Source organism: Paenibacillus sp. WG02, assembly GCF_055396115.1.
In genome coordinates this window covers 6,354,158-6,375,532 of record NZ_AP036016.1, presented here as the reverse complement: position 1 = coordinate 6,375,532, position 21,375 = coordinate 6,354,158, and the positions used below count along the sequence as shown (strand labels likewise).

Annotated in this window: 19 protein-coding genes; 17 read left to right on the top strand and 2 right to left on the bottom strand. The window is 45.4% G+C overall.

Annotated features, from left to right (window positions below; translation table 11 throughout):
• Positions 1 to 17: 17 nt before the first annotated feature.
• The 13 genes from rhaI (at position 18) to ACBP55_RS28880 (ending at position 14,530) form a co-directional block, all read left to right on the top strand.
• On the top strand, positions 18 to 1,238 hold the full coding sequence (rhaI, locus tag ACBP55_RS28940; RefSeq protein ID WP_464646553.1) for an L-rhamnose isomerase: 1,221 nt from the start codon (positions 18 to 20) through the stop codon (positions 1,236 to 1,238).
• Complete coding sequence (gene rhaB / locus ACBP55_RS28935; RefSeq protein WP_464646551.1) at positions 1,235 to 2,734, top strand: rhamnulokinase; 1,500 nt, start codon at positions 1,235 to 1,237, stop codon at positions 2,732 to 2,734. Before rhaI ends, rhaB begins: the two co-directional genes overlap by 4 nt.
• Positions 2,735 to 2,743: 9 nt before the next feature.
• On the top strand, positions 2,744 to 3,511 hold the full coding sequence (locus tag ACBP55_RS28930; protein WP_464646549.1) for a DeoR/GlpR family DNA-binding transcription regulator: 768 nt from the start codon (positions 2,744 to 2,746) through the stop codon (positions 3,509 to 3,511).
• Positions 3,512 to 3,620: 109 nt separating this feature from the next.
• Positions 3,621 to 4,364, top strand: a complete 744-nt coding sequence (locus ACBP55_RS28925) for a (Fe-S)-binding protein (protein WP_464646547.1) — start codon at positions 3,621 to 3,623, stop codon at positions 4,362 to 4,364.
• Positions 4,351 to 5,868 carry a LutB/LldF family L-lactate oxidation iron-sulfur protein gene (locus tag ACBP55_RS28920; protein WP_464646545.1) on the top strand — a complete coding sequence of 506 codons (1,518 nt, stop codon included), beginning with the start codon at positions 4,351 to 4,353 and terminating at the stop codon, positions 5,866 to 5,868. The genes ACBP55_RS28925 and ACBP55_RS28920 overlap by 14 nt, the downstream gene beginning before the upstream one ends.
• Positions 5,861 to 6,325: a hypothetical protein gene (locus ACBP55_RS28915; RefSeq protein WP_464646543.1), complete on the top strand. Its 465-nt coding sequence runs from the start codon at positions 5,861 to 5,863 to the stop codon at positions 6,323 to 6,325. Before ACBP55_RS28920 ends, ACBP55_RS28915 begins: the two co-directional genes overlap by 8 nt.
• Positions 6,315 to 6,605 (top strand): LutC/YkgG family protein, encoded by a 291-nt coding sequence (locus ACBP55_RS28910; protein ID WP_464646541.1) that lies wholly within the window; start codon positions 6,315 to 6,317, stop codon positions 6,603 to 6,605. The genes ACBP55_RS28915 and ACBP55_RS28910 overlap by 11 nt, the downstream gene beginning before the upstream one ends.
• Positions 6,606 to 7,360: 755 nt before the next feature.
• Positions 7,361 to 8,794, top strand: coding sequence for a PTS mannitol transporter subunit IICB (locus ACBP55_RS28905; protein WP_464646539.1), 1,434 nt, complete (start codon positions 7,361 to 7,363; stop codon positions 8,792 to 8,794).
• Between the two features lie 64 nt (positions 8,795 to 8,858).
• A complete protein-coding gene (locus tag ACBP55_RS28900; RefSeq protein ID WP_464646537.1) occupies positions 8,859 to 10,898 on the top strand; it encodes a BglG family transcription antiterminator in 2,040 nt (679 codons plus the stop codon).
• Positions 10,899 to 10,921: 23 nt separating this feature from the next.
• The gene (locus ACBP55_RS28895) at positions 10,922 to 11,359 is read left to right on the top strand and encodes a PTS mannitol transporter subunit IIA (RefSeq protein WP_029199311.1); all 438 of its coding nucleotides are present in this window, start codon (positions 10,922 to 10,924) and stop codon (positions 11,357 to 11,359) included.
• Positions 11,356 to 12,513 (top strand): mannitol-1-phosphate 5-dehydrogenase, encoded by a 1,158-nt coding sequence (locus tag ACBP55_RS28890; protein ID WP_464646535.1) that lies wholly within the window; start codon positions 11,356 to 11,358, stop codon positions 12,511 to 12,513. Before ACBP55_RS28895 ends, ACBP55_RS28890 begins: the two co-directional genes overlap by 4 nt.
• 29 nt (positions 12,514 to 12,542) lie before the next feature.
• A complete protein-coding gene (gene ptsP / locus ACBP55_RS28885) occupies positions 12,543 to 14,270 on the top strand; it encodes a phosphoenolpyruvate--protein phosphotransferase (RefSeq protein WP_464653436.1) in 1,728 nt (575 codons plus the stop codon).
• A complete protein-coding gene (locus ACBP55_RS28880) occupies positions 14,267 to 14,530 on the top strand; it encodes an HPr family phosphocarrier protein (RefSeq protein ID WP_029199314.1) in 264 nt (87 codons plus the stop codon). The genes ptsP and ACBP55_RS28880 overlap by 4 nt, the downstream gene beginning before the upstream one ends.
• A 200-nt stretch (positions 14,531 to 14,730) precedes the next feature.
• Here ACBP55_RS28880 and ACBP55_RS28875 read toward each other — a convergent pair whose 3' ends face one another.
• Entirely contained in the window at positions 14,731 to 15,483 is a 753-nt protein-coding gene (locus ACBP55_RS28875; protein WP_464646533.1) for an aldo/keto reductase, read from the bottom strand.
• A gap of 310 nt (positions 15,484 to 15,793) precedes the next feature.
• Here ACBP55_RS28875 and ACBP55_RS28870 point away from each other — a divergent pair, with 310 nt between their 5' ends.
• The 4 genes from ACBP55_RS28870 (at position 15,794) to ACBP55_RS28855 (ending at position 18,893) form a co-directional block, all read left to right on the top strand.
• Positions 15,794 to 16,252, top strand: a complete 459-nt coding sequence (locus ACBP55_RS28870) for a MarR family winged helix-turn-helix transcriptional regulator (protein ID WP_464646531.1) — start codon at positions 15,794 to 15,796, stop codon at positions 16,250 to 16,252.
• 24 nt (positions 16,253 to 16,276) lie between these two features.
• The gene (gene motA, locus ACBP55_RS28865) at positions 16,277 to 17,071 is read left to right on the top strand and encodes a flagellar motor stator protein MotA (RefSeq protein ID WP_464646528.1); all 795 of its coding nucleotides are present in this window, start codon (positions 16,277 to 16,279) and stop codon (positions 17,069 to 17,071) included.
• Positions 17,068 to 17,874, top strand: coding sequence for a flagellar motor protein MotB (gene motB, locus ACBP55_RS28860; protein WP_464646526.1), 807 nt, complete (start codon positions 17,068 to 17,070; stop codon positions 17,872 to 17,874). The genes motA and motB overlap by 4 nt, the downstream gene beginning before the upstream one ends.
• 170 nt (positions 17,875 to 18,044) lie before the next feature.
• Positions 18,045 to 18,893, top strand: a complete 849-nt coding sequence (locus tag ACBP55_RS28855) for an MBL fold metallo-hydrolase (RefSeq protein ID WP_464653435.1) — start codon at positions 18,045 to 18,047, stop codon at positions 18,891 to 18,893.
• Positions 18,894 to 19,041: 148 nt separating this feature from the next.
• Here the strand turns inward: ACBP55_RS28855 and ACBP55_RS28850 are convergent, their stop codons facing one another.
• Entirely contained in the window at positions 19,042 to 21,090 is a 2,049-nt protein-coding gene (locus tag ACBP55_RS28850) for a methyl-accepting chemotaxis protein (protein ID WP_464646524.1), read from the bottom strand.
• Positions 21,091 to 21,375 lie beyond the last annotated feature (285 nt).

The window sequence follows — 21,375 nt, the reverse complement described above, 5'->3', positions numbered from 1 at the left end:
AGGAGGATACAAATCCGATGAGCGATAAAGCATATGCATGGTTTGAAGAGCAGCAAGCAAATAGAGGTATTGATTTGGCTACCGTAAAAGCTAAGATCAAAGCACTGAAAGTCGAAACCCCTTCATGGGGTTACGGCGATTCAGGTACCCGTTTCAAGGTGTATAAGCAAAACGGTGTTCCGCGTAATCCCTTCGAGAAGTTCGAGGATGCTGCGCAGGTTCACAAATTGACGGGTGCTTGCCCGTCGGTTGCGATCCACATCCCTTGGGACAAGGTGGATGACTATGCGAAGCTCAAGCAGCACGCGACTGATCTAGGCGTATCCATCGGTGCGGTGAACCCGAACCTGTTCCAAGAAGATGACTATATCTTCGGCAGCGTAACGAACTCCAACGCAGCGATTCGGCGTAAAGCAACGGATCATTTGCTTGAATGTGTAGACATCGCGAAGACCGTTGGCTCTGATGTATTCAGCCTCTGGTTCGCGGATGGCTCGAACTATCCGGGTCAAGTGGACATTCGCGCTCGCAAAACTTGGATGTATGAAGCGCTCAAAGAAATGTACGGAGCAATGACGCCAAGCATGCGTATGCTGATTGAATATAAGTTCTATGAGCCTGCATTCTATCACACGGATTTAGCGGACTGGGGAATGGCATTCAATTTGGCAAACAAATTGGGGCCGCAAGCTGAAGTGCTTGTGGATACAGGACATCACCCGCAAGGAACGAATATCGAGCACATCGTGACGTACCTGTTGGACGAAAATAAACTCGGCGGCTTCCACTTCAACTCCCGTAAATATGGAGACGATGATTTGATCGTCGGTTCTGTGAACCCGTATGAGCTATTCCTGATTTTCTACCAAATCATTGATGCAGCCAACGATAAAAACCCACAAATTCGTCAGGCATCTGACAATATTGCTTATCTGATCGATCAAAGTCACAACATCGAGCGTAAAATTCCAGCGATGCTGCGTTCCGTGCTTAACGTTCAAACACAGTATGCAAAAGCTTTGCTGATCAATCTTGATGAAGTTAGAGACGCTCAAGAGCGCCAAGACGTTCTAGGCGCAGAAGACGCAGTGCGTAAGGCATTCGAGTTCGACGTTACTCCGCTTCTGCAAGCTGTGCGTGAAGAGATTGGTGTACCTGTAGATCCGATGAAAGCCTACCTGGAAAGCGGCTACGACGAAAGCATTAATGCTCGTGGCAAAGGCGGTGCCAGCTGGTGAGTAAGCCCTCCTGCGTACTGGCCTTTGATTTGGGAGCAAGCAGCGGCAGAGCGATCGTCGGACGACTTGATTCCGAAGCGGGCATCGTTACGATCGAGGAAATTCACCGCTTCTCGAATGATCCGGTGAAGGTGGGCAACCACCTTCATTGGGACATTTTGAGATTGTTTCATGAATTGAAACAAGGCATTTTACAGATGAAGCATCTGGGTTATACGGATATCGAGAGCCTAGCCATCGATTCTTGGGCGGTAGATTTCGGGCTGCTTGCCGCAAATGGTGAGCTTCTCGGTAATCCTTATCACTATCGGGACCATCAAACGGACCATGTCATGGATAAGGTCTTTGATCTTGTTGGTCGTGAAAAGCTTTATGCCAAAACAGGTCTTCAGTTCCTTCAATTTAATTCGATTTTTCAACTATATGCGTTAAAAGAAAGAAATCCAGAGCTTCTGCAGCGCGCAGATACGTTCTTGATGATTCCTGACTTGCTCAGATACTTCTTAACGGGAGAAAAACATAGCGAGTACACCAATTCCACAACAACACAGCTTTTCAATGCGACAACGAAGACATGGGATACGGAGCTCTTAGAGCAGCTTGGTCTTCCTGGTGAGCTATTACTTAAACCGGTTTCGTCAGGTACTAGAGTTGGTGCGTTAACCAAAGAGATTTGTGATGAACTTGATGTTCCTTCGATTCCTGTCATTGCCGTGGGCGAGCATGATACAGCATCTGCTGTTGTCGCGGTTCCCGCTTTAGAAGAAGATTTCGCTTTCTTAAGCTGCGGTACTTGGTCACTTCTCGGAACGGAGACGTTAGCACCAGTGCTTAGTGAACAGGCATTAGCTTGGAATTTCACCAATGAAGGCGGCGTTTATGGTACGAACCGATTGCTTAAGAACATTATGGGCTTATGGTTAGTTCAGGAATGCAAGCGTACATGGGATAAAGAAGGCAAGAACATCAGCTTTGCTGAGTTAGTCAAACTTGCCGAGCAGGTGAAACCATTCCAAAGCTTCATCGATCCGGATGATGACATGTTCTTGAATCCTGAGCATATGCCGAAGCAAATTCAGCAATACTGCCGGGATACGGAACAGGTTGTACCGCAAACGGAAGGTGAGATAGTTCGTTGTATGTTGGAAAGCCTGGCTTTGAAGTATCGGTTTATTTTAGAAAGAACGGAACAGCTATCGGGGAAGAAATATCAAGGTCTTCACATCGTTGGCGGCGGCATCCAGAACGAACTGCTTTGTCAATTCACGTCAAATGCTACTCAGCGCGAAGTTTGGGCCGGTCCTGTTGAGGGTAGTGCCTTAGGTAACCTTGTAGTACAATGGATATCACTAGGGTATATCGCGAATTTGCGCGAAGCCAGAAAGCTGATTAGGAATTCGTTCCCGGTCAAAACGTACCTTCCTGAGGATGGAGCGGGTTGGCAGGAAGCGTATGTAATATTTTGTCAGGTGGCGTCCTGTAGGGCGGTGAAATGAGGGAATACGATGCTGGTAGCGGAAAGATGGCAGAGAATCGTTCAGTTGGTGAATGAAAGAGGAAGTATTCGTGTAACCGAACTAAGCGAGCTGTGTCAAGTAACGGAAGAAACGATACGACGTGATTTGGATCGGTTAGAAAGCGAAGGCAAGCTGATGCGCAGTCATGGCGGCGCTGTCAGCGTGAAGGAAGCGCAGTCGGAAGTCCCTTTCATGGAAAGGGAAACGGCGCAGTCTGATTTCAAGAACAGCATCGCGAAGGAAGCGGTATCGCATATTCAGGAGCATGATCGGATCATTTTAGATGCAAGTACAACGGCTTGGTATATGGCCAAAATTATTCCCGATATGCCGCTGACGATCATTACGAATTCGATGAAGGTTGCGCTTGAGGTGAGCGGTAAGGAGAAAATTCAGGTTATTTCCACAGGTGGACTCCTATCGCCAAAATCGTTGTCCTATGTAGGACCACTCGCGGAAAGATCCTTGGACATGTATCACGTTCATAAGCTGTTTTTGTCTTGCAAAGGGGTTCACATCCAACGTGGAATTAGTGAATCTAACGAGCTGCAAGCGCTCATTAAACGTAAAATGATCAGTATCGCTGATGAAACGTACCTGCTTGCTGACCATAGTAAATTCGGCATGCAATCTTTGACGCAAGTAGCCGGCTGGCCTGAGATCAAGCATTTGATTACAGACGGGCAAACCAACAAGGATGATGTGGAGCAGATTCGCGAAAAGGGTGTGCACGTCCTACAATTAGATAAAGATTAAAAAAGATTTCCTCCCATCACCAGTATGTTCTCTCGTACTGAGGATGGTTTTTTGTATAACCAATTGCCTCTGCGGAGGGAACGATTAAGGAAGGGAGTTAGCTGCAATCATGAAAGTATCCTTATTCATTACGTGCTTGAGCGACCTTGTTTATCCCAAGGTTGGTGAGTCTATGGTTCATTTACTTGCCAAATATGGCGTCAAGCTAGACTTCCCTGCGACTCAGACATGCTGCGGTCAGCCTGCCTTCAATAGCGGCTATTGGGATGAGGCCCGAGGTTCCGCGATGACACTGCTTCAAGCTTTCGAAGACAGTGATTTTGTGATATCACCTTCGGGTTCATGCACAAGTATGATTCATCATTATTATCCGAAGCTTTTTGAAAATGATCCTATCAATCTAGCAAGAGCGAACCGATTAGTAGAAAAAACGTATGAATTCACGCAGTTCCTAGTACAAGTATTGGGTGTGACTGATTTGGGGGCCGTGTTTCCGCACAAAGTTACCTATCATCCGTCCTGCCACGGCAGTAGATTGTTAGGCGTTAAAGAGGAACCGATGCAGCTGATGAAAAATATCCGAGATTTGGAGCTTGTCCCTCTTCCTCATGCGGAGGATTGCTGTGGATTTGGCGGGACTTTTGCGGTGAAAATGTGTGATATTTCAGGTGCTATGGTAACTGAGAAATCAGATCACGTGCTGGAAACGGAAGCAGAAGTGCTTGTTGGACTAGATATGGGATGTTTAATGAATATTGCAGGCAATTTATCCTACCGTGGAAAACCCGTGAAGGTCATGCATCTAGCGGAATTACTGGCCGAGGGAGTGAAGCTGGCGCATGAGCGATCATAAACCTAGTGGGACCGTCAAGGAAAGATCCAAAGTCGCGCTGAACAATGACTTTCTTCGCAATGCGGTGAAGTTCACGACCGAACGGCTGAAGAACGGGAAGCTGGCAGCGACTGAAGAGCATGGGAACTGGGAAGAGTGGCGTGAACGAGGCAGGCAAATAAGGCTGCATACGATTGCGCACTTGGACTACTATCTTGGCAAATTCATTGAAAATGCGAGAGCGCAGGGAGTTCATGTTCACTTCGCAGCTGATGCAGCTGACGCTGTTCGCTTGACGATGCAAATCGCCGAGCACAAGAAGGCTAAAAGTGTCGTTAAGTCCAAGTCGATGGTTTCCGAAGAATTGCATATCAATCATGCGCTGGAGCAAATAGGAGTCGAGGCGATTGAAACGGACCTTGGTGAATATATCATTCAGCTGGCCGGCGAGACGCCTTCGCATATTATTATTCCGGCGATTCACAAAAATCGCTACCAGATCGCCGATCTGCTTTCTGAGGATGCAGGCGAGAAGTTAGAGCCGGACACGGGGATATTAGCTGGCTACGTAAGAAGGAAGCTGCGCGAGAAGTTCCTTGAAGCCGACATTGGAATGACGGGCTGTAATTTTGCAATTGCGGAGACGGGATCTATTGTTCTTTTCGAAAATGAAGGCAATGCGCGGATGGTTAGTACCATCCCTAAGACACAGATCACTTTCATGGGTATGGAGCGAATCATTCCAACGTTGGATGATCTTGAAGTGATGGCAACCTTACTGCCGCGCTCAGCTACAGGACAGAAGCTTACTGTGTACATGTCTGTGATTTCTGCACCGCAGCGTGAGCAGGATGGTGATGGACCGGAAGAAATGCACGTCATTATTTTGGATAATGGACGTTCCTTGCAGCTCGGAGATCCGCAATTCCAGGAATTGCTGAATTGTATTCGCTGTGGGGCATGCCTGAACGCATGTCCGGTTTACCGTCACATCGGCGGCCACGCTTACGGCGGTGTATACAGTGGCCCTATTGGGGCTGTGCTTACGCCGGCACTGAACAAAAACGTCGACCAATGGGACGACATCGCGAGTGCTTCAAGCCTATGCGGTGCCTGTTATGAGGCATGCCCGGTGAAGATTCCCCTGCATGATATGCTTATTTATCTCCGTCAACGCAAAGTGGAACGAGGGTCGACGGATTTTGTGGAGAAGGTCGGCATGAAAGGCTTTAATTTCTTGATGTCGGACTCCAAGCGGGTTAAGGCGTTAATCAAACTCGGTCGCATTGGGCAGAAATTGTTAGTTCGCGATGGTCATATTAAAGCGAAGATAGGTCCGTTAAAAGGTTGGAATTCGTATCGCTATGCGCCAAGCATGGCGAAGAAGACATTCCGTGAGTCATGGAAGGACATCGAGCAGGGACTAGAAGGGACTTTCCCTGAACTTGATTCTGTGATGAAAGCTCGGATGGAGAAGCTTGTGGCGGATCGCAAAGACGGCGGAGGAGGACATCATCATGGCTAAATCAGATGCAGCATTTCTCCAGAAGCTTCACCAAGAAGCCCTGAAGGATCAGGAGGCCTTCTTTGCTAATATTGCTAACCGACTAGGCAGAGCTAAGCCATTGCAAACAACTCCTTCGCATAGCACGAAGGGTGCTCCTGAGTTCTGGGAGCAGGTGGATCTCCCGCTCGAACAGCGCATTCAGATGTTCATGACGAACTGGCAGAAGGCTGGGGGCCATACGAAGCGTCTTGCGAGTATGTCCGAAGCAGAGGATTTCATTGCAAACTTCATCGCAGAAACACAGGCAAAGCACTTGATCCTTCAAGACCAACCTGAGCTTGAGACGCTGCGTATCGCTCTTGCTGAGACGGAAACCAAGATCACGGTGTGGAACGCAGAAGGTGCTGATCCTGCTGCCAAAGATGAGCTTGTCGCGAAAGCGGTCTGGAGCGGACATCGGCATCGTGGCTGTTGAACATGCTGTCGCGTACACTGGTTCACTAGTGGTAACTTCAGATGCGACGAGAGGCAGAAGTGTCAGCTTGCTGCCAACCACGTTCATTGCCATCATCCCGGTTGATCGCATTAAAACAAAGCTAGGCGAAGTATTGCGCCCATTCGATGAACTTCCTGCCAAAGATAGACCGGCAGGCATTCATTTCATCTCGGGTCCGAGCCGATCGGCCGATATCGAAAATGATTTGACCATTGGTGTCCATGGACCCGGCATCGTATATGCACTTATCATTGAGTAACCAAAGAGTTGTGAGAGAATGATTTCTCTTGCGGCTCTTTTTTTATTATATAGTGAAGTATGCCAATGTTTTGCTTAGTTAGATGCGGATATTGCTGAATTGAGACTGTGGAGACATACACCATCACTTGGAAATTGATGGTTTTCGTGTTCTTTATTTGCTGGATTTTTGAGTGGGAGTGGGGAAGATGGAATTGTGGTAGTGGTGGAACTGATGGAACTGATGGAACTGATGGAAGTAAAGTGGAGGAAGTTGGAGAAGCAGAGAACAGTTGAAGTTGTACTCCGTACAACAATTTCCTTGATTTCTTCCTAGAAAGCTGAAGATGTTGTATGTTGTGCAACAATTTATCCGTATTTCCTGCTATTGAGCTACTTTCTCGTGAAATTGTTGTATTTTTTGCAACATTCGCGGTGAAAACGTGGATTAGCTTGCCAAATGTTGTACAAAATACAACTCCACACGTATGGAAGCATCGAATACAACGAATATTTAAACAAGTGTTGACCACCGCGCCAAACGGCGTTGCTACAACGTGTGCCCTCGACGTGTTTGAGAATTACCTTCGGTTGTAACTTGCTTTGCATCAACAATGAAAAAACACGCTCATCCAAGGATAGTGTAAGCCCATACAACACGCGGCTTAAAATGTTGTCAACATTGTTCATGACGAAAAGGGATTTTGATTTGATTGAATATGTAAGCGCTTTTGCATTACGATAAGAACATGAAACAGACAAAGGGAGGTTATCCTAATGAGTGCAATTGCTGCACAAAAGAAAGAAGCGTCCGGAGGATTCCGGGTAAAAGTACAAAGTTTCGGCCGTTTCTTGAGCGGTATGGTGATGCCTAATATTGGCGCATTTATCGCTTGGGGATTGATTACGGCTTTATTTATTCCGACTGGTTGGATTCCAAATGAATATTTGGCTAAGCTCGTTGGCCCCATGATTACTTACCTACTCCCTGTTCTAATTGGTTATACGGGAGGGACGATGATACACGGGACACGCGGCGGCGTCATCGGCGCTGTAACCACGATGGGGGTTGTCATTGGAACGGATATCCCCATGTTTCTTGGGGCGATGATTGTAGGTCCGTTCGCCGCTTGGGTGCTCAAGAAGTTCGACAAATCGATTGAAGGCAAAATTAAATCCGGTTTCGAAATGCTCGTCAACAACTTCTCCTCAGGCATCCTCGGCGCTATACTTGCCGTTCTTGCCTACACGGTAGTTGGTCCTGCCGTTCAGGTCGTGAGTAAAGCTCTTGCTTCGGGAGTTCAAGCACTTGTGAACGCAGGTCTGCTCCCCTTAGCGAACGTTCTGATTGAACCAGGTAAAGTTTTGTTCTTGAACAATGCGATTAATCACGGTGTGCTAAGTCCGATTGCTTTGGATCAAGCCTCCAAAACAGGCAAGTCGATCTTGTTCATGCTGGAGTCCAATCCGGGTCCAGGTCTTGGTATCCTGCTAGCGTATTGGTTGGTTGGACGCGGCGCTGCGAAGCTTTCCGCTCCTGGTTCTGCTATTATTCACTTCTTTGGCGGAATCCATGAAATCTACTTCCCGTACATTCTCATGAATCCGCGTCTGATCTTGGCAGTTATCGCAGGTGGCGTAACCGGTACGTTCACGTTCTCCTTGTTCAATGCAGGTCTGGTTGCTCCGCCGTCACCGGGAAGCATTTTTGCTTACATTGCCATGGCTCCTAAAGGCGGTATGCTGCCGATTTTCACTGGGGTTATCACATCTACGATTGTCTCTTTTGCAGTCGGTGCCTTGTTGTTGAAAACGACGAAGCAAACCGAGAACGAAGAAGATTTGGAGCAGGCTACTGCGAAAATGAAAGAAATGAAACAAGCGCCCGCTGCTGCGGCAGCTGAAAAAGTTAGCGCCTCAACGTTGACTCCAGCTTCTGAGGTACACAAGATTGTGTTCTCCTGTGATGCTGGCATGGGTTCAAGCGCGATGGGTGCTTCCATTTTAAGAAAGAAAATGAAAGAAGCTGATATCGATGTCATCGTGGTCAATACAGCTATTAGTGAGATTCCACCCGATGCAGATATCGTTATCACCCACAAATCATTAACCGATCGAGCGCGTAATAAGGCTCCAGAGTCTGAACACATTTCCATCGACAATTTCATGAAAAGTCCAGAATACGATGAACTTGTGAAACGATTATCTTAATATACCTTTCTAACGCTGGCTATTTGCCGGCGTTATCTCCATTTTGTTCGCGAGGAGAAATATCATGAGCCTGTCTAACAGGAATCGTCAAATCCTAGAGCTGTTAATGAATCGAACGGATGATATTACAGCAGGAGAAATCGCTGCCGAAATCAATGTAAGCACAAGAACGGTTCATAGGGAGCTGTCCGAGTTGGAGACGATTTTGGCAGCTTATGGATTAACGTTGCAAAAAAAATCGGGGAAGGGAATACATCTACAAGCAGAACCTGAAAAACTTGAGGCGTTTCGGCGCTTGTTATATGGGATGACGGACATTGAATTTTCTGCCGAGGATCGCAAAATCATGATTCTGTGCACCTTGCTGCAAGAAGATGAGCCTGTCAAACTATTCACTCTGTCTCATGATCTGGGTGTAACGGTTCCAACCATCACGCACGATCTCGATGAGCTGGATAGCTGGGTACAAAAGTCTGACCTAATCCTTGTACGAAAAAGAGGGTATGGTGTTGGGTTGAGCGGTTCAGAGGCGAATAAACGCAGGATGATTGCTCAGCTGGCCAAAAACGGTCTCGATGAAGCGGATCTATTTGGGAAACATGTGAATTCGCAATCGCCCGTAACACAAAGACTGCTGGAGCTCATTGGGAAAGAAAATTTTACTAAAGTGGAAGCCGCTCTTTGGCTTGCTGAAGATGAAGGCTTAAGTGAACTATCCGAGCAGGATTACACCAATCTGCTCATTCATATTTCGATAACTATTGCTAGAATTCAGCAGGGGAGACAGATTGAACTTCACTCTGAGCCTTACTCGCTTCGTCCTAATAAGCTGCTTACGCATACGATTGAACAGTTATCAAAGGTCATTCCAATAGAAATAACAACACCGGAAATTTTCTATATAGCCGATTTACTGGAGCCCAAGTCACTCAAACATCCGAATGAGCTGCTTCCTACGGAAGAACTAAGCTATATGGAAATTGTGTGGAAGCTCATCCGGTACATGGAGAGCAGTATTGCGGTCCGTTTCAGTGATGATCGTTCCTTACGAGAGGGGCTGCTTAGCCATTTGGAATCCGCTTTGAGGCGGCTACAAGCAGGAGCAACCATTCGTAATCCGCTTTTATCGCAAATCAAGAAAGATTATGAGGCTCTATTTGATGCTATACGAAGAGCTGTAGATAAAACGATAACCGAGATTGCTGTGCCAGATGAAGAAATTGGTTTTCTGGTCATGCATTTCGGAGCTTCAATCGAGAGACAAAAGCAGTTTAGGCGCAATGTAAAAGCGATTCTCGTATGTACAAGTGGGATCGGGACTTCCAAAATGCTGGCCGTAAGACTTACGAAAGAGCTTCCGCAAATTGATATAATCGGTCATGCATCTTGGTTTGAAGCAGCGCGCATCCCCGAAAAGGAATACGATTTGATCATATCTACGGTAGATCTGCCTTTGGATGAAGATCAGTACTTGAAGCTAAGCCCGCTGTTAACGAAGGAAGAAGCCGAGCGGCTAAGGCTATTTATTCAAAATGTGACGCTGCAAAAAGAAGCAGGGGAACGCAGTGAATCGCTTCAAGACACGGATTCAACGAACAGATTACATCGTATTCAACACTATATAAACGAAATTGTCAGCATCATCGATCAATTCACGGTGTATAACATCGAGCAAAGCTTTCACAGTTTGAGAGAAACTTTAGAGGTCATTTGTGGATATGTTAAACACTCGGGTGTGATCGACGATGTTGAACCCATTGTCAACCTGCTGCTTGAAAGAGAACGGTTAAGCAGTCAAGTGATCCCAGACACGGGCCTCGCTCTCTTTCACATTCGAAGCGAACAGGTTAAGAAGCCATCTTTCACCTTGTTTCGATTAAAGGAAGACCTGCTGTTAGACCAAGGTATGGGGTCAGATGTAAAGCATTTGCTTCTCATGCTTGGTCCGAAAGAGCTTCCGAAAGAAAGCCTAGAAGTGCTCAGTGAAATAAGTTCTTTTCTATTGATTCCAGAAATGATAGACCTGTTGAAATCGGGGACTCAGTCTGAGATCAAGCACTTTCTATCCCAGGAACTCGCTGCCTTTTTAGAAAATAAAAAATAAATTGGATATAGGGAGAGATAAACATGACTATCTTATCAACGAATAAAATTAAACTAAACGCTAAGCCAAAGGATAAATTCGAGGCCATTCGGATGGCAGGTCAATTATTAGTAGAAGCAGGTCATGTGTCAGCTGCTTACATCGATAAAATGCTGGAACGAGAACAAACTTTATCCACCTATATGGGGAATGGTTTGGCTATCCCGCACGGTACGCAGGATTCCAAATCACTGATTTTATCGACAGGATTGTCGATCGTACAAATTCCGGAGGGTGTGGATTTCGGCGAAGGCGAAAAAGCCAACTTAGTCATTGGTATAGCTGCCGCAGGGAATGATCATTTGGATATCTTAACGAATGTCGCGATGATTTGTTCCGAGGATGAGAACATGGAGCTGATCATGAAAGCGGCGACTCCGGAAGAAATGGTGAAAATTTTTGAAAGCGGGATGGCGTCATGAGGGCTGTCCATTTTGGTGCAGGAAATATCGGCAGGGGGTTCATTGGTTTAATTTTGTCCCAAGCCGGTTATGAGGTGATCTTCTCCGATGTGAATGATAGCTTAGTTGAGCTGCTGCAGGAGAGAAAGTCATATACCGTACGCTTAGCTAATGAGGAGCAAGACACGTTCACGGTTTCAAATGTTAAAGCGGTTAATGGGAAGAACTTGGAAGATGTAGCTAGAGCCGTTGCTGAGGCTGATCTCGTTACAACCGCAGTTGGCGTAAACATTTTGAAACATATTGCCGCTGGCATCGCCAAAGGGATTGAAATTCGGATCGAACGCGGCGCGGCGCCACTGCACATCATTGCTTGTGAGAATGCAATTGGTGGAAGTACGCAGCTCAAAGAACACGTGTACGCTCATCTTAGCGAAGATCTGCGTGATAAGGTAAATGCAAGCATTGCGTTTCCTGATGCTGCTGTTGATCGGATTGTTCCCATCCAACATAATGAAGACCCGCTGCAAGTGACAGTCGAGCCTTTCTACGAATGGGTTGTTGACGAGTCCCAAATGATGGAGGGCTTCCATCGCATTGATGGCATCCATTATGTGAAACATTTGGAGCCGTACATTGAGCGGAAGCTGTTTACTGTCAATACAGGGCACTGCAGCGCAGCTTATCTTGGATATTTACATGGCTTCACGACGATTCAAGATGCGATGGCGAACTCGCAAATTGCCTCGCTAGTGCGTCATGTGATGCATGAGACCGGTGCACTGCTTATCAAAAAGCACGGCTTCGATCTTGCTCAGCATGAGCAGTATATCGATAAAATTTTGAACAGATTCATAAACCCCTATTTGATCGACGAAGTTACTCGGGTAGGCAGATCGCCTATTCGTAAGTTATCCAGCAATGATCGTCTTGTTCGTCCCGCTTTGCAGGCCTATGAGCTTGGGATGAAACCGACCTATTTAGCGATGGCGATGGCCGCTGCCTTCTTATTTAAGGATCAGGAAGATCCTGATGCGGTAGAGATTCAAGCGGATTTGCAAAAGCTTGGAGTTGCCCAAACGATTACGAAGTATACGACCATTGGTGAAGATCACCTGATCCATGAGATGATTAAAACGCAATATGAACAATTACAGCAATCAGATCGATCTTGAGAAAGGGGAGTTCCCTATTGGCTAAAATGATGACAAAACGACTAACCGGCATTGCTGCTTCCCCCGGCATTGCGATAGCGAAAGCTTTTCGGTTGAACAACGATCATTACGAACCTGCCCGTGAGAAGGTGGCAGACGCTCTTATAGAAGTAGAACGTTTCCGAAAAGCTGTCGAGGAAGCGAAACTAGAGTTAGAAGTGATTAAAGATTTGACTGAACAGCGCATGGGTGCAGCAAAAGCTGAAATTTTTGAAGCCCATTTGATGCTTTTGGAAGATCCCGATTATATAGATGCCATTATCGAAGGTATTGAAGGCGAAGGCTTGAATGCTGAATTTAAGCTGCATGAAGTTGCAAGCAGCTTCATCGAAGTGCTTAGCTCTATGGATAATGAGCTGCTCCGTGAACGCGCTAGTGATGTGCGCGACGTCACAGGCCGAATCATGAGCAGGCTCCGTGGAGTCTCCTATGCGGCGATTGCGGCAATCAACGAGCCGTGCATTTTGATAGCGGAAGATTTGAAGCCATCCGATACCGCACAGTTAAATCTCGATTATGTGCTCGGCTTTGTAACGGAGATCGGCAGCCGTACTTCTCACTCGGCGATCATGGCTCGCTCGCTGGAGGTCCCAGCTATTGTTGGTGCTGGAGCAGCGGCAGCGGAAATCATAACAGGCACAATGATAATTATGGACGCTGTAGAGGGCACTGTACTTATCGCTCCAAACGATGAAGAGATGGAGACCTACCAGGCTCGTAAAGCAGCATACGATGAGCGAAGAATCGAACTGCACAAGCTGTTGGATCAACCTACGATCTCTTCTGATGGACGACGCGTAGAACTGGCTGCCAACATCGGCAGTGTGGAAGATTTACAGAAGGTGTTAGCTAACGGGGCGGAAGGCATCGGTTTGTTTCGGACGGAATTTCTTTATATGGGGCGCAGCGCTTTCCCTAGTGAAGAAGAGCAGTTCCAGGTTTATAAGCATGTGTTGGAACGAATGGACAATAAGCCCGTCGTTATACGTACACTCGATATAGGCGGAGATAAAGAGCTCCCTTACATGAAGCTTCCTGTTGAAAGTAATCCATTCCTTGGCTTGCGCGCGGTGAGATTATGTCTGAGCAAGCAGGATTTGTTCCGAACACAGCTAAGGGCGCTTCTCAGAGCAAGCAGCTATGGACAATTGAAGATCATGTTCCCGATGATTGCCGTTATGGATGAGCTGCTGGCTGCCAAACAACTGCTTCAAGAAGAGAAAGAGAAGCTAGCTCAAGAAGGCATTGCCGTGTCCTCTAAGATAGAGGTCGGTATTATGATTGAAGTGCCGGCTGCAGCGCTAGCAGCGGATTTCTTGGCGAAAGAGGCTGATTTCTTCAGTATTGGAACGAATGATCTTATCCAATATACAATGGCAGCTGATCGGATGAACGAAACGGTTTCATACTTATACCAACCCTGCCATCCAGCTATATTACGATTAATTCAAATGGTTATTAAGGCAGCTGCAAAAGAAGGGAAATGGGTTGGCATGTGCGGAGAAATGGCTGGTGACGAAACAGCTATACCGATTCTTCTTGGCATGGGACTCCATGAGTTCAGCATGAGTGCCAGCTCGATTTTGCCGGCGAGAGCTTTAATAAAACAAACTTCACATAGGGAGTGGGCAGGCTACACGGAGCAGATTTTATCCATGAGCAGTCAGACCCAAATTAAACAATTCGTAGAACAGAGAACAAGGAGTGATTTGAAATGATATCTCAAACATTTACTGTCCTTAATCCATCTGGTTTTCATGCCCGTCCGACGAAAGTATTCGTCCAGAAGGTTGGCACATTTCCTTGCAAAGTAAATGTGATCAAAGGCGATAAGAAGGTCAATGGCAAAAGCTCGCTTAGCATGCTCACACTTGGCATTCAACAGAATGACGAAGTCACTTTGGAAGTGGATGGCGAGCAAGAGGAGCAGGCAATCAAAGAGCTAGGGGCGCTTTTGACTCACATCTTCGAAGAATAAACGAGTGGCGAACTCAATCCATATCAATTGAAAAAGCCAGCAGGTTAGTGCCGATAATCGTGGCACTTAACTGCTGGCTTGTTTTATTTAATTACGAACGTACCATTCACCAGATACCCAATCGGTTGTTTTCCAACGCAAGACATCTGGCGTTGCAAGATGGGCAATCTCTTTGAGGAACTCGAGTTGCTCCAGCTCAGTCATTGGCTTGAAGTCTTCGCAATGGCCAGATTTTGTTCCAGCTGCGCCATGGATTCCATGCCGACAATCGCTGTAGATATCGGCAGCGAGAACGTATATTGGAGTGCTTTCTCGTACCAAGGAGCCAGCTTACCGAGTGCCATAACCTTCATCCCAATGACAGCGACACCTTTCTCGTTGGCTCTTGGCAAAAACTCATGAGCGAAACTGTAGATGAGATGATCCGCTGCGGATAAAGCAACAAGTGCGCTGTCGAACGGAAATCGTTCAATCGCTTCCAGCTGAACTCTAGGATTCGTGTGACCGCTGATCGAGATATGCTTGATTATTCCTTGTTCCTTCGCCTCAAGAAGCGCTTCTAGCGCTCCCCCTTTGGCGAAGCACTGATCAAGCTCCTCCGTGGTCATGATATTATGCAATCGCCATTCTTCGACATGATCCGTTTGCAGACGCTTTAGACTGGCTTCCAGCAGCTTCAGGGAACCGTCTCTGGTTCGATCATGCGTTTTGGTAGCAATCCATACCTCATTCCTTCGTCCATCGCGTGCTAATGCTTTGCCAAGCCGTTCCTCGGATTGTCCGTCCGAATAGCTAGGTGCTGTGTCGTAATAGGTGATCCCTTCGTCAATCGCACGATTCACAATTTGAATCGCTTCTGCTTCGGTACAATTGTGCTCGTCGACAATACGCTGAGCACCGAAGTCTAGGACAGGAAATTGCTGCCCGGTCGAACCAAACGAACGCTTCTCCACATGATTCACTCCTTGTATGTATAATGGCTAATTTCATTCTTTCCTATCGTTTCCAAAAGGGATACCAGGTCATACCAAATTTAAAAATGAAAGTTGTTTTCTTCACACTGATATCGGTTCAAGCAGGAATTCGTTCATCTCAAGTATAAAATAAGTAAGAGAAGGACGCTAGCATTCGTCAATTTGTTATCTGTATTCACAAAAAAAACATGACTTTAGTCCTAGTTTTCGACAAAAAACGATTGTATAATAATAAATATATTTATTATATGTACATATACCATTTTTTTGTTGAATTATCGGAGGGTCAATGACAACGGAACACGAAAAGCCTTATGACAGCCCAGGATTTCATCTGTGGCAGGTTACGAATCTATGGCAAAAAAATCTTCGTCATGCCCTGCATGAGTTGGATCTCACACATGTTCAATTTATTTTGCTGGCCACCACAGAGTGGTTAAATTCGCAATCCCCTTTAGGGGATGTGACACAGGTTCAAATTGCCATGCATGCGCACATTGATCCCATGATGGCATCACAAGTACTTCGTAACTTAGAAAAGAAAAGGTTCCTCATTCGCAAGGAACATCCGACGGACACGCGAGCCAAATCAATTTCTTTAACTCCAGCTGGAGAGAGACTGATAACCAAGGCGATAGATGTTGTCGAGCAAGCCGATCACCGCTTTTTTTCTAAACTGGGGGAAGAACAGGAAACGTTGACAAGCTTGTTGAGATCTTTAGGAACTATGACAACTCAGGAAAATTAAATCATTGGGAGAGGTGCCTCGAATATGGAGAAATCATCACTAATCGGAATCATTTTAGCTATTATATCCATTGGTGTGGGTATGGTATTGAAAGGGGCAAGCCTGGTAGCACTGCTGAATCCTGCTGCTGCCTTAATTATTTTTGGTGGTACGGCATCGGCCTTATTTATCGCTTTTTCAATGGAAGAAATAAAGAAGATTCCGACCTTGTTGAAAATTATTTTTACCGAACAGAAATTAATGCCTAAAAAAGAACTGATCGAAACTTTCATCGACTGGGTATCCATTACACGCCGTGAAGGGTTACTTTCCTTGGAGAAGCAAGCAGAAGAGCTGTCAGACCCTTTTATGAAAAGCGGCATGCGCCTCATTATTGATGGGAATGACGCAGATTTTGTACGTGACGTATTACTCGAAGATATTGCTGAAATGGAAACAAGACATAAGAAATTTGCAAGCATTTTTACGCAAGCTGGTACATATGCACCGACACTCGGCGTACTTGGAGCCGTAGTTGGACTCATCGCAGCTCTTGGTAATTTGAGTGAAGTAGAGAAACTAGGACATCTGATTTCAGCGGCATTCGTTGCAACGATGTTCGGGATTTTCCTTGGTTACGTTATATTTCACCCATTTGCAAATAAGCTGAAGCAGAAGTCTAAGAAAGAAGTGGAAATTAAGCTTATGATCGTAGAAGGGTTGCTCTCCATTCAATCCGGTGTATCTGCCAATTCCGTGAAGCAAAAAATGATGATCTTCGTTGCCAACAATGAACGTGCGTCGTATGACGAAGATTCGAAGGGGGCTGCTCCACAGTGAGTAAAAAGAAGAGGCATGAGGATCATGAAGAGCATATTGATGAAACGTGGCTCATTCCCTATGCGGATTTGCTTACCTTGCTTCTAGCCCTCTTTATCATTCTGTTTGCATCCAGTCAGTTGGATTCTAAGAAATACGACTCGATTATGCGGTCCTTGAACAATGCCTTCACCGGTGGAGAAGCGCCCTTTGCAATGTCAAACTTGATTCCAATTAATGATGCAGCGAATGCTACAAAAAACAATAATAAGAGCCAGAATCCTCCTACGAAAGAAGAGAGTAAAACTGACAGTCAGCTGGCTGCCAAGCTGCAGAAGGAAGAGAAGGATCTCAAAGAGTTAAAGCAAAGCATGGATGCTTACATCAAAGAAAACAACATGAGTGAGCAACTAACCACAAAGCTGGATAATGAGAAGCTGACCATTACGATTAGTGACCGTGCGCTATTTGATTCAGGATCGGCTACAATTAAACAAGAATCACAGAAGCTGGCTGTTTCAATGTCTAATTTGCTGGGCAGTTATCCAGGATATGAGGTTCAAGTAGCCGGTCATACGGATAATATCCCGATTCGCCGGGCGGACTTTGAAACGAACTGGGATCTAAGCGCCAAGCGTGCGGTCAATTTTATGAAAATACTTCTGAATAACAGTAAAATTGAGCCTGCTTCCTACTCTTCGGTCGGATTCGGTGAATACCGGCCGATCGCTGAAAATGATACAACAGAAGGTAGAGCAAAGAACCGCCGTGTCGAAGTGAGCATTTTGCGTAACATTAAGGCGACGGATGAGATTGCGAAATAAGTGCAAATACCTATAAGATTTATCATGAAAGATAGGCTAAGAGTCGCTGGACTCTGGCCTTTTTTTGTTCAGTAACGTATGACATAGCGAGAAATACGGAGTAATTTAACAGCGAAATGGGGAAAGTAATGTGGAATTTGCAATGACGAGGAGAGGTTTACTTGGAGATTATGGAGCATAAAGAACTTACATATGAGCATACGTATATCCCGCTAACGACATTATCCAGCGGTGAAGGCAAGGAGATAGCCATTGATATATACGGTTACTGCATTCAGATCGTGAATATTTGTTTCATTGGCAACCCAACAAGCAGAGATAAAGATTGGTGTTTAGTTGATGCTGGTATGCCGCAATCGGCAGATGAGATCATTCGTGTCGCTGAAGAGCGGTTTGGAGCACAGAGGAAGCCTACGGCGATCATTTTGACGCATGGACATTTCGACCATGTCGGGGCTATAGAGAGTCTTTTGGAATATTGGGATGTTCCGGTATATGCGCATGAGTTGGAAATCCCTTATTTGACGGGAAAATCCAATTATCCTAAAGGGGATTCTACCGTAGATGGCGGGCTAATAAGCGAATTGTCCCCCCTGTTTCCAAACCACGGTATTGACATAAGTAATCATGTTCATCCTTTACCTGCTAATGGTATTGTTCCAGGACTGACGGGATGGCAATGGATTCATACGCCTGGACACACCCCAGGACACATTTCTCTTTTTCGCGCCAAAGATGGTTCATTAATAGCCGGAGATGCTTTCGTTACCGTTAAACAAGAGTCGCTTTACAAGTTGTTCACACAAGAACAAGAAATAAGCGGACCGCCTAAGTATTTCACGACAGACTGGCAAGCAGCCGGGGATTCAGTTAGAAAGCTTCGAGATTTACATCCGTTATTAGCGATAACGGGACATGGCAAACCGATGAATGGTGAAGAACTAAGCAGAGAATTAGGCCGTCTTGCGGAGGATTTTGAGGAGTTAGCGATTCCTAAGGATGGTCGGTTTGTGCATTAGACTATAATTATTGGATTCCTGCAAGTGAAAGCCATTGAACCTTTAGTTAGCGGAACGTCGATCACTTATTTCGGAAATTCTGCTCATGAAATCGAATAAGAGGAACGTGAGTCCAAATAGCGAATCGACGTTCCCCACGGTATACTAGCTAATCTTTTCCTACGAGAGCAGGCTCTTTGTTTTCTTTCTTAGATTCGTCTTTCTTAGATTCACTTTTGTTCTGATCAACCGGCAATGTTTCAGCAGCTGATCTTTCCAGCTCAACTTCAAACAATTCCATTTCAGTTTGCGAAAGTACCTCATTGCTGTTATTGGTTGTCAAACCTTCGTCTGTAACTGTCAAAAGTTCATTATGTTGCGGCTTATGGCTGCTAACTTGATTATCTTCAAAAACCTCGAATTGCGCCACATTCTTGATCGGGGCTTGCTCCGATTGAAGTTCAAAACTCTCCTGATCATTCATCTCAGCAGTCTCACTAATCTGGAATTTGCTGATCTCCGCAAATAATTGCTTCGCAAGTTCAAGGATATCATCCGACTCTTCGGCGATACGGCGAATGGATGCATCTTGCTGAATCGAGGTTGAGCTAACTTCCTCGACACCGGCTGCTGTTTCTTGCGCAATGGCTGCCACGAACTGAACGGAATTTACTAATCGGTCATTCTTCGATTGTACCTGTTCAATTTTCACATGGATTTGTTCAATTTGTCCGATAATTCCTTTCATCGATTGCTCGATGCCCTCGAAAGAACCGAGTGTATCTGCTACTCGATGGTTTTGTGTAACTGCAGATTCGCGAGCTTCGATCAGTGAACTCTGTAAATCTTTGATTTGCTTCTGAAGCGCTTGAATGATGCCGCCGATTGTCTTGGAGGAATCATTCGTTTGCTGCGAAAGCTGACGAACTTCATCGGCAATTACCGAGAAGCCGCGGCCATGTGCGCCGGCTCTAGCTGCTTCAATTGCTGCGTTCAAGGCAAGCACGTTCGTCTGTGTCGAAATTTCCGTGATCGAGTGAATAATAGCGCCAATTTGCTTGGAGCTGTCAGACAAGGACAACATGGCAGTATCGACCTTCTGCAGGACAGCCTGGGACTGGTCTGACGAAGATTTCAGAGCTCTTACGGATGCTGTCCCTTGTAATGTGCCAGACGCAGCTTCTTCGCTGGAACGCTTCATTTCATATGTATAAGCTGAAATATCTCGAATCTCCGCTTCTAGTTCTGCTATGATCATAGAACTTTGTTCTGTTTTCATGGCTTGCTCATCAGCACCCGTCGATATCTCTGTTATTGCCTTCAAGATGTCCGTATTCGCTGATGCTGTAAGCTTGGAGAAGCGATGGAATTCATGGGAATGCTCTGATAACGAAGAAGCAATTTGCATGGTAGCACTCAGCATCTGACGAACCTGAATGATCATATGGTCGAAGCTGTTGCTTAGCCTTCCAAGCTCATCATTGGATTTGGAATTAATCGTATGGGACAAATCCCCAGCGGCAATGAGAGATACAGCATTTTGTAAAATTTTAATAGGACGTGTGAAGGAACTTATGATTAGAAAAGCAATAATAATGGTTACAATAACGACGATAGCAAAAGCAATCAACATCACCTTGCTGCTTTCATTGAGTGCTTTCGTTGATTGGGCTATTGCTTGTTCGGCGGAATCAGCATAAGTGACATAGAATTTATCAACTAGATCAAAAATCTTATCTTTCAAATCCTGAGACTCATTATAGAGGTAAAGGAGGTTAATTTGCAGATCCGTCGGTTTCAAGTTAGGATCTTGGACCATTTTGGCTGCAGAGTCGAAATTATTAATGTAATCAACGGATAGTTGAATTAATTGGCTTCGCCACTTCTTTTGATCTGTTGTGGAAGCCGTATCGCCAATTTTTTGAATGTAATCGTTATAAGGCTTTCGTTTTGCATTGTATTTCTCGATGTATTCCGGTTTCTTGGAAATCTCCAGACCTGAAGCAATGATATTCATATCCTGAACCATATTTTTAAGCTCCAACGCAAGTACCTTTAGTTCGACTTTATCGTTCTGATCCGTCATGTGATTCTTGATCTGATTAACTTGATTCAGATTAAACAAAGCAACGGAAAGAAAAATGAGAAGCACTCCGCTGAAGCTGGCAATTAATTTAAGGCGCATGGTCATTTTGATTTTGATTTTGATCTTCTTCATAAGACATTCCTCCTATACATGACTAGACAAAATTCGACTGTTTTCGTGTTGATACCTATTAATATAGGATACTTCTATTAACTAAAGCATCTAACTATGTTAGAGATATGTAAAATTACCCATACTTCTTACGAATTGAAAGAAAAAATAAAAGTTTTACATTACGTTTACGTTTCGTGGGTGTGGATTTTACATTCGGTTGTTACGATAGGTAAGTAAGTTAGTTCGACGGACAATCATGTGGGAATCGATACTAACATAACAAGTAACATACAAATCAAAGGA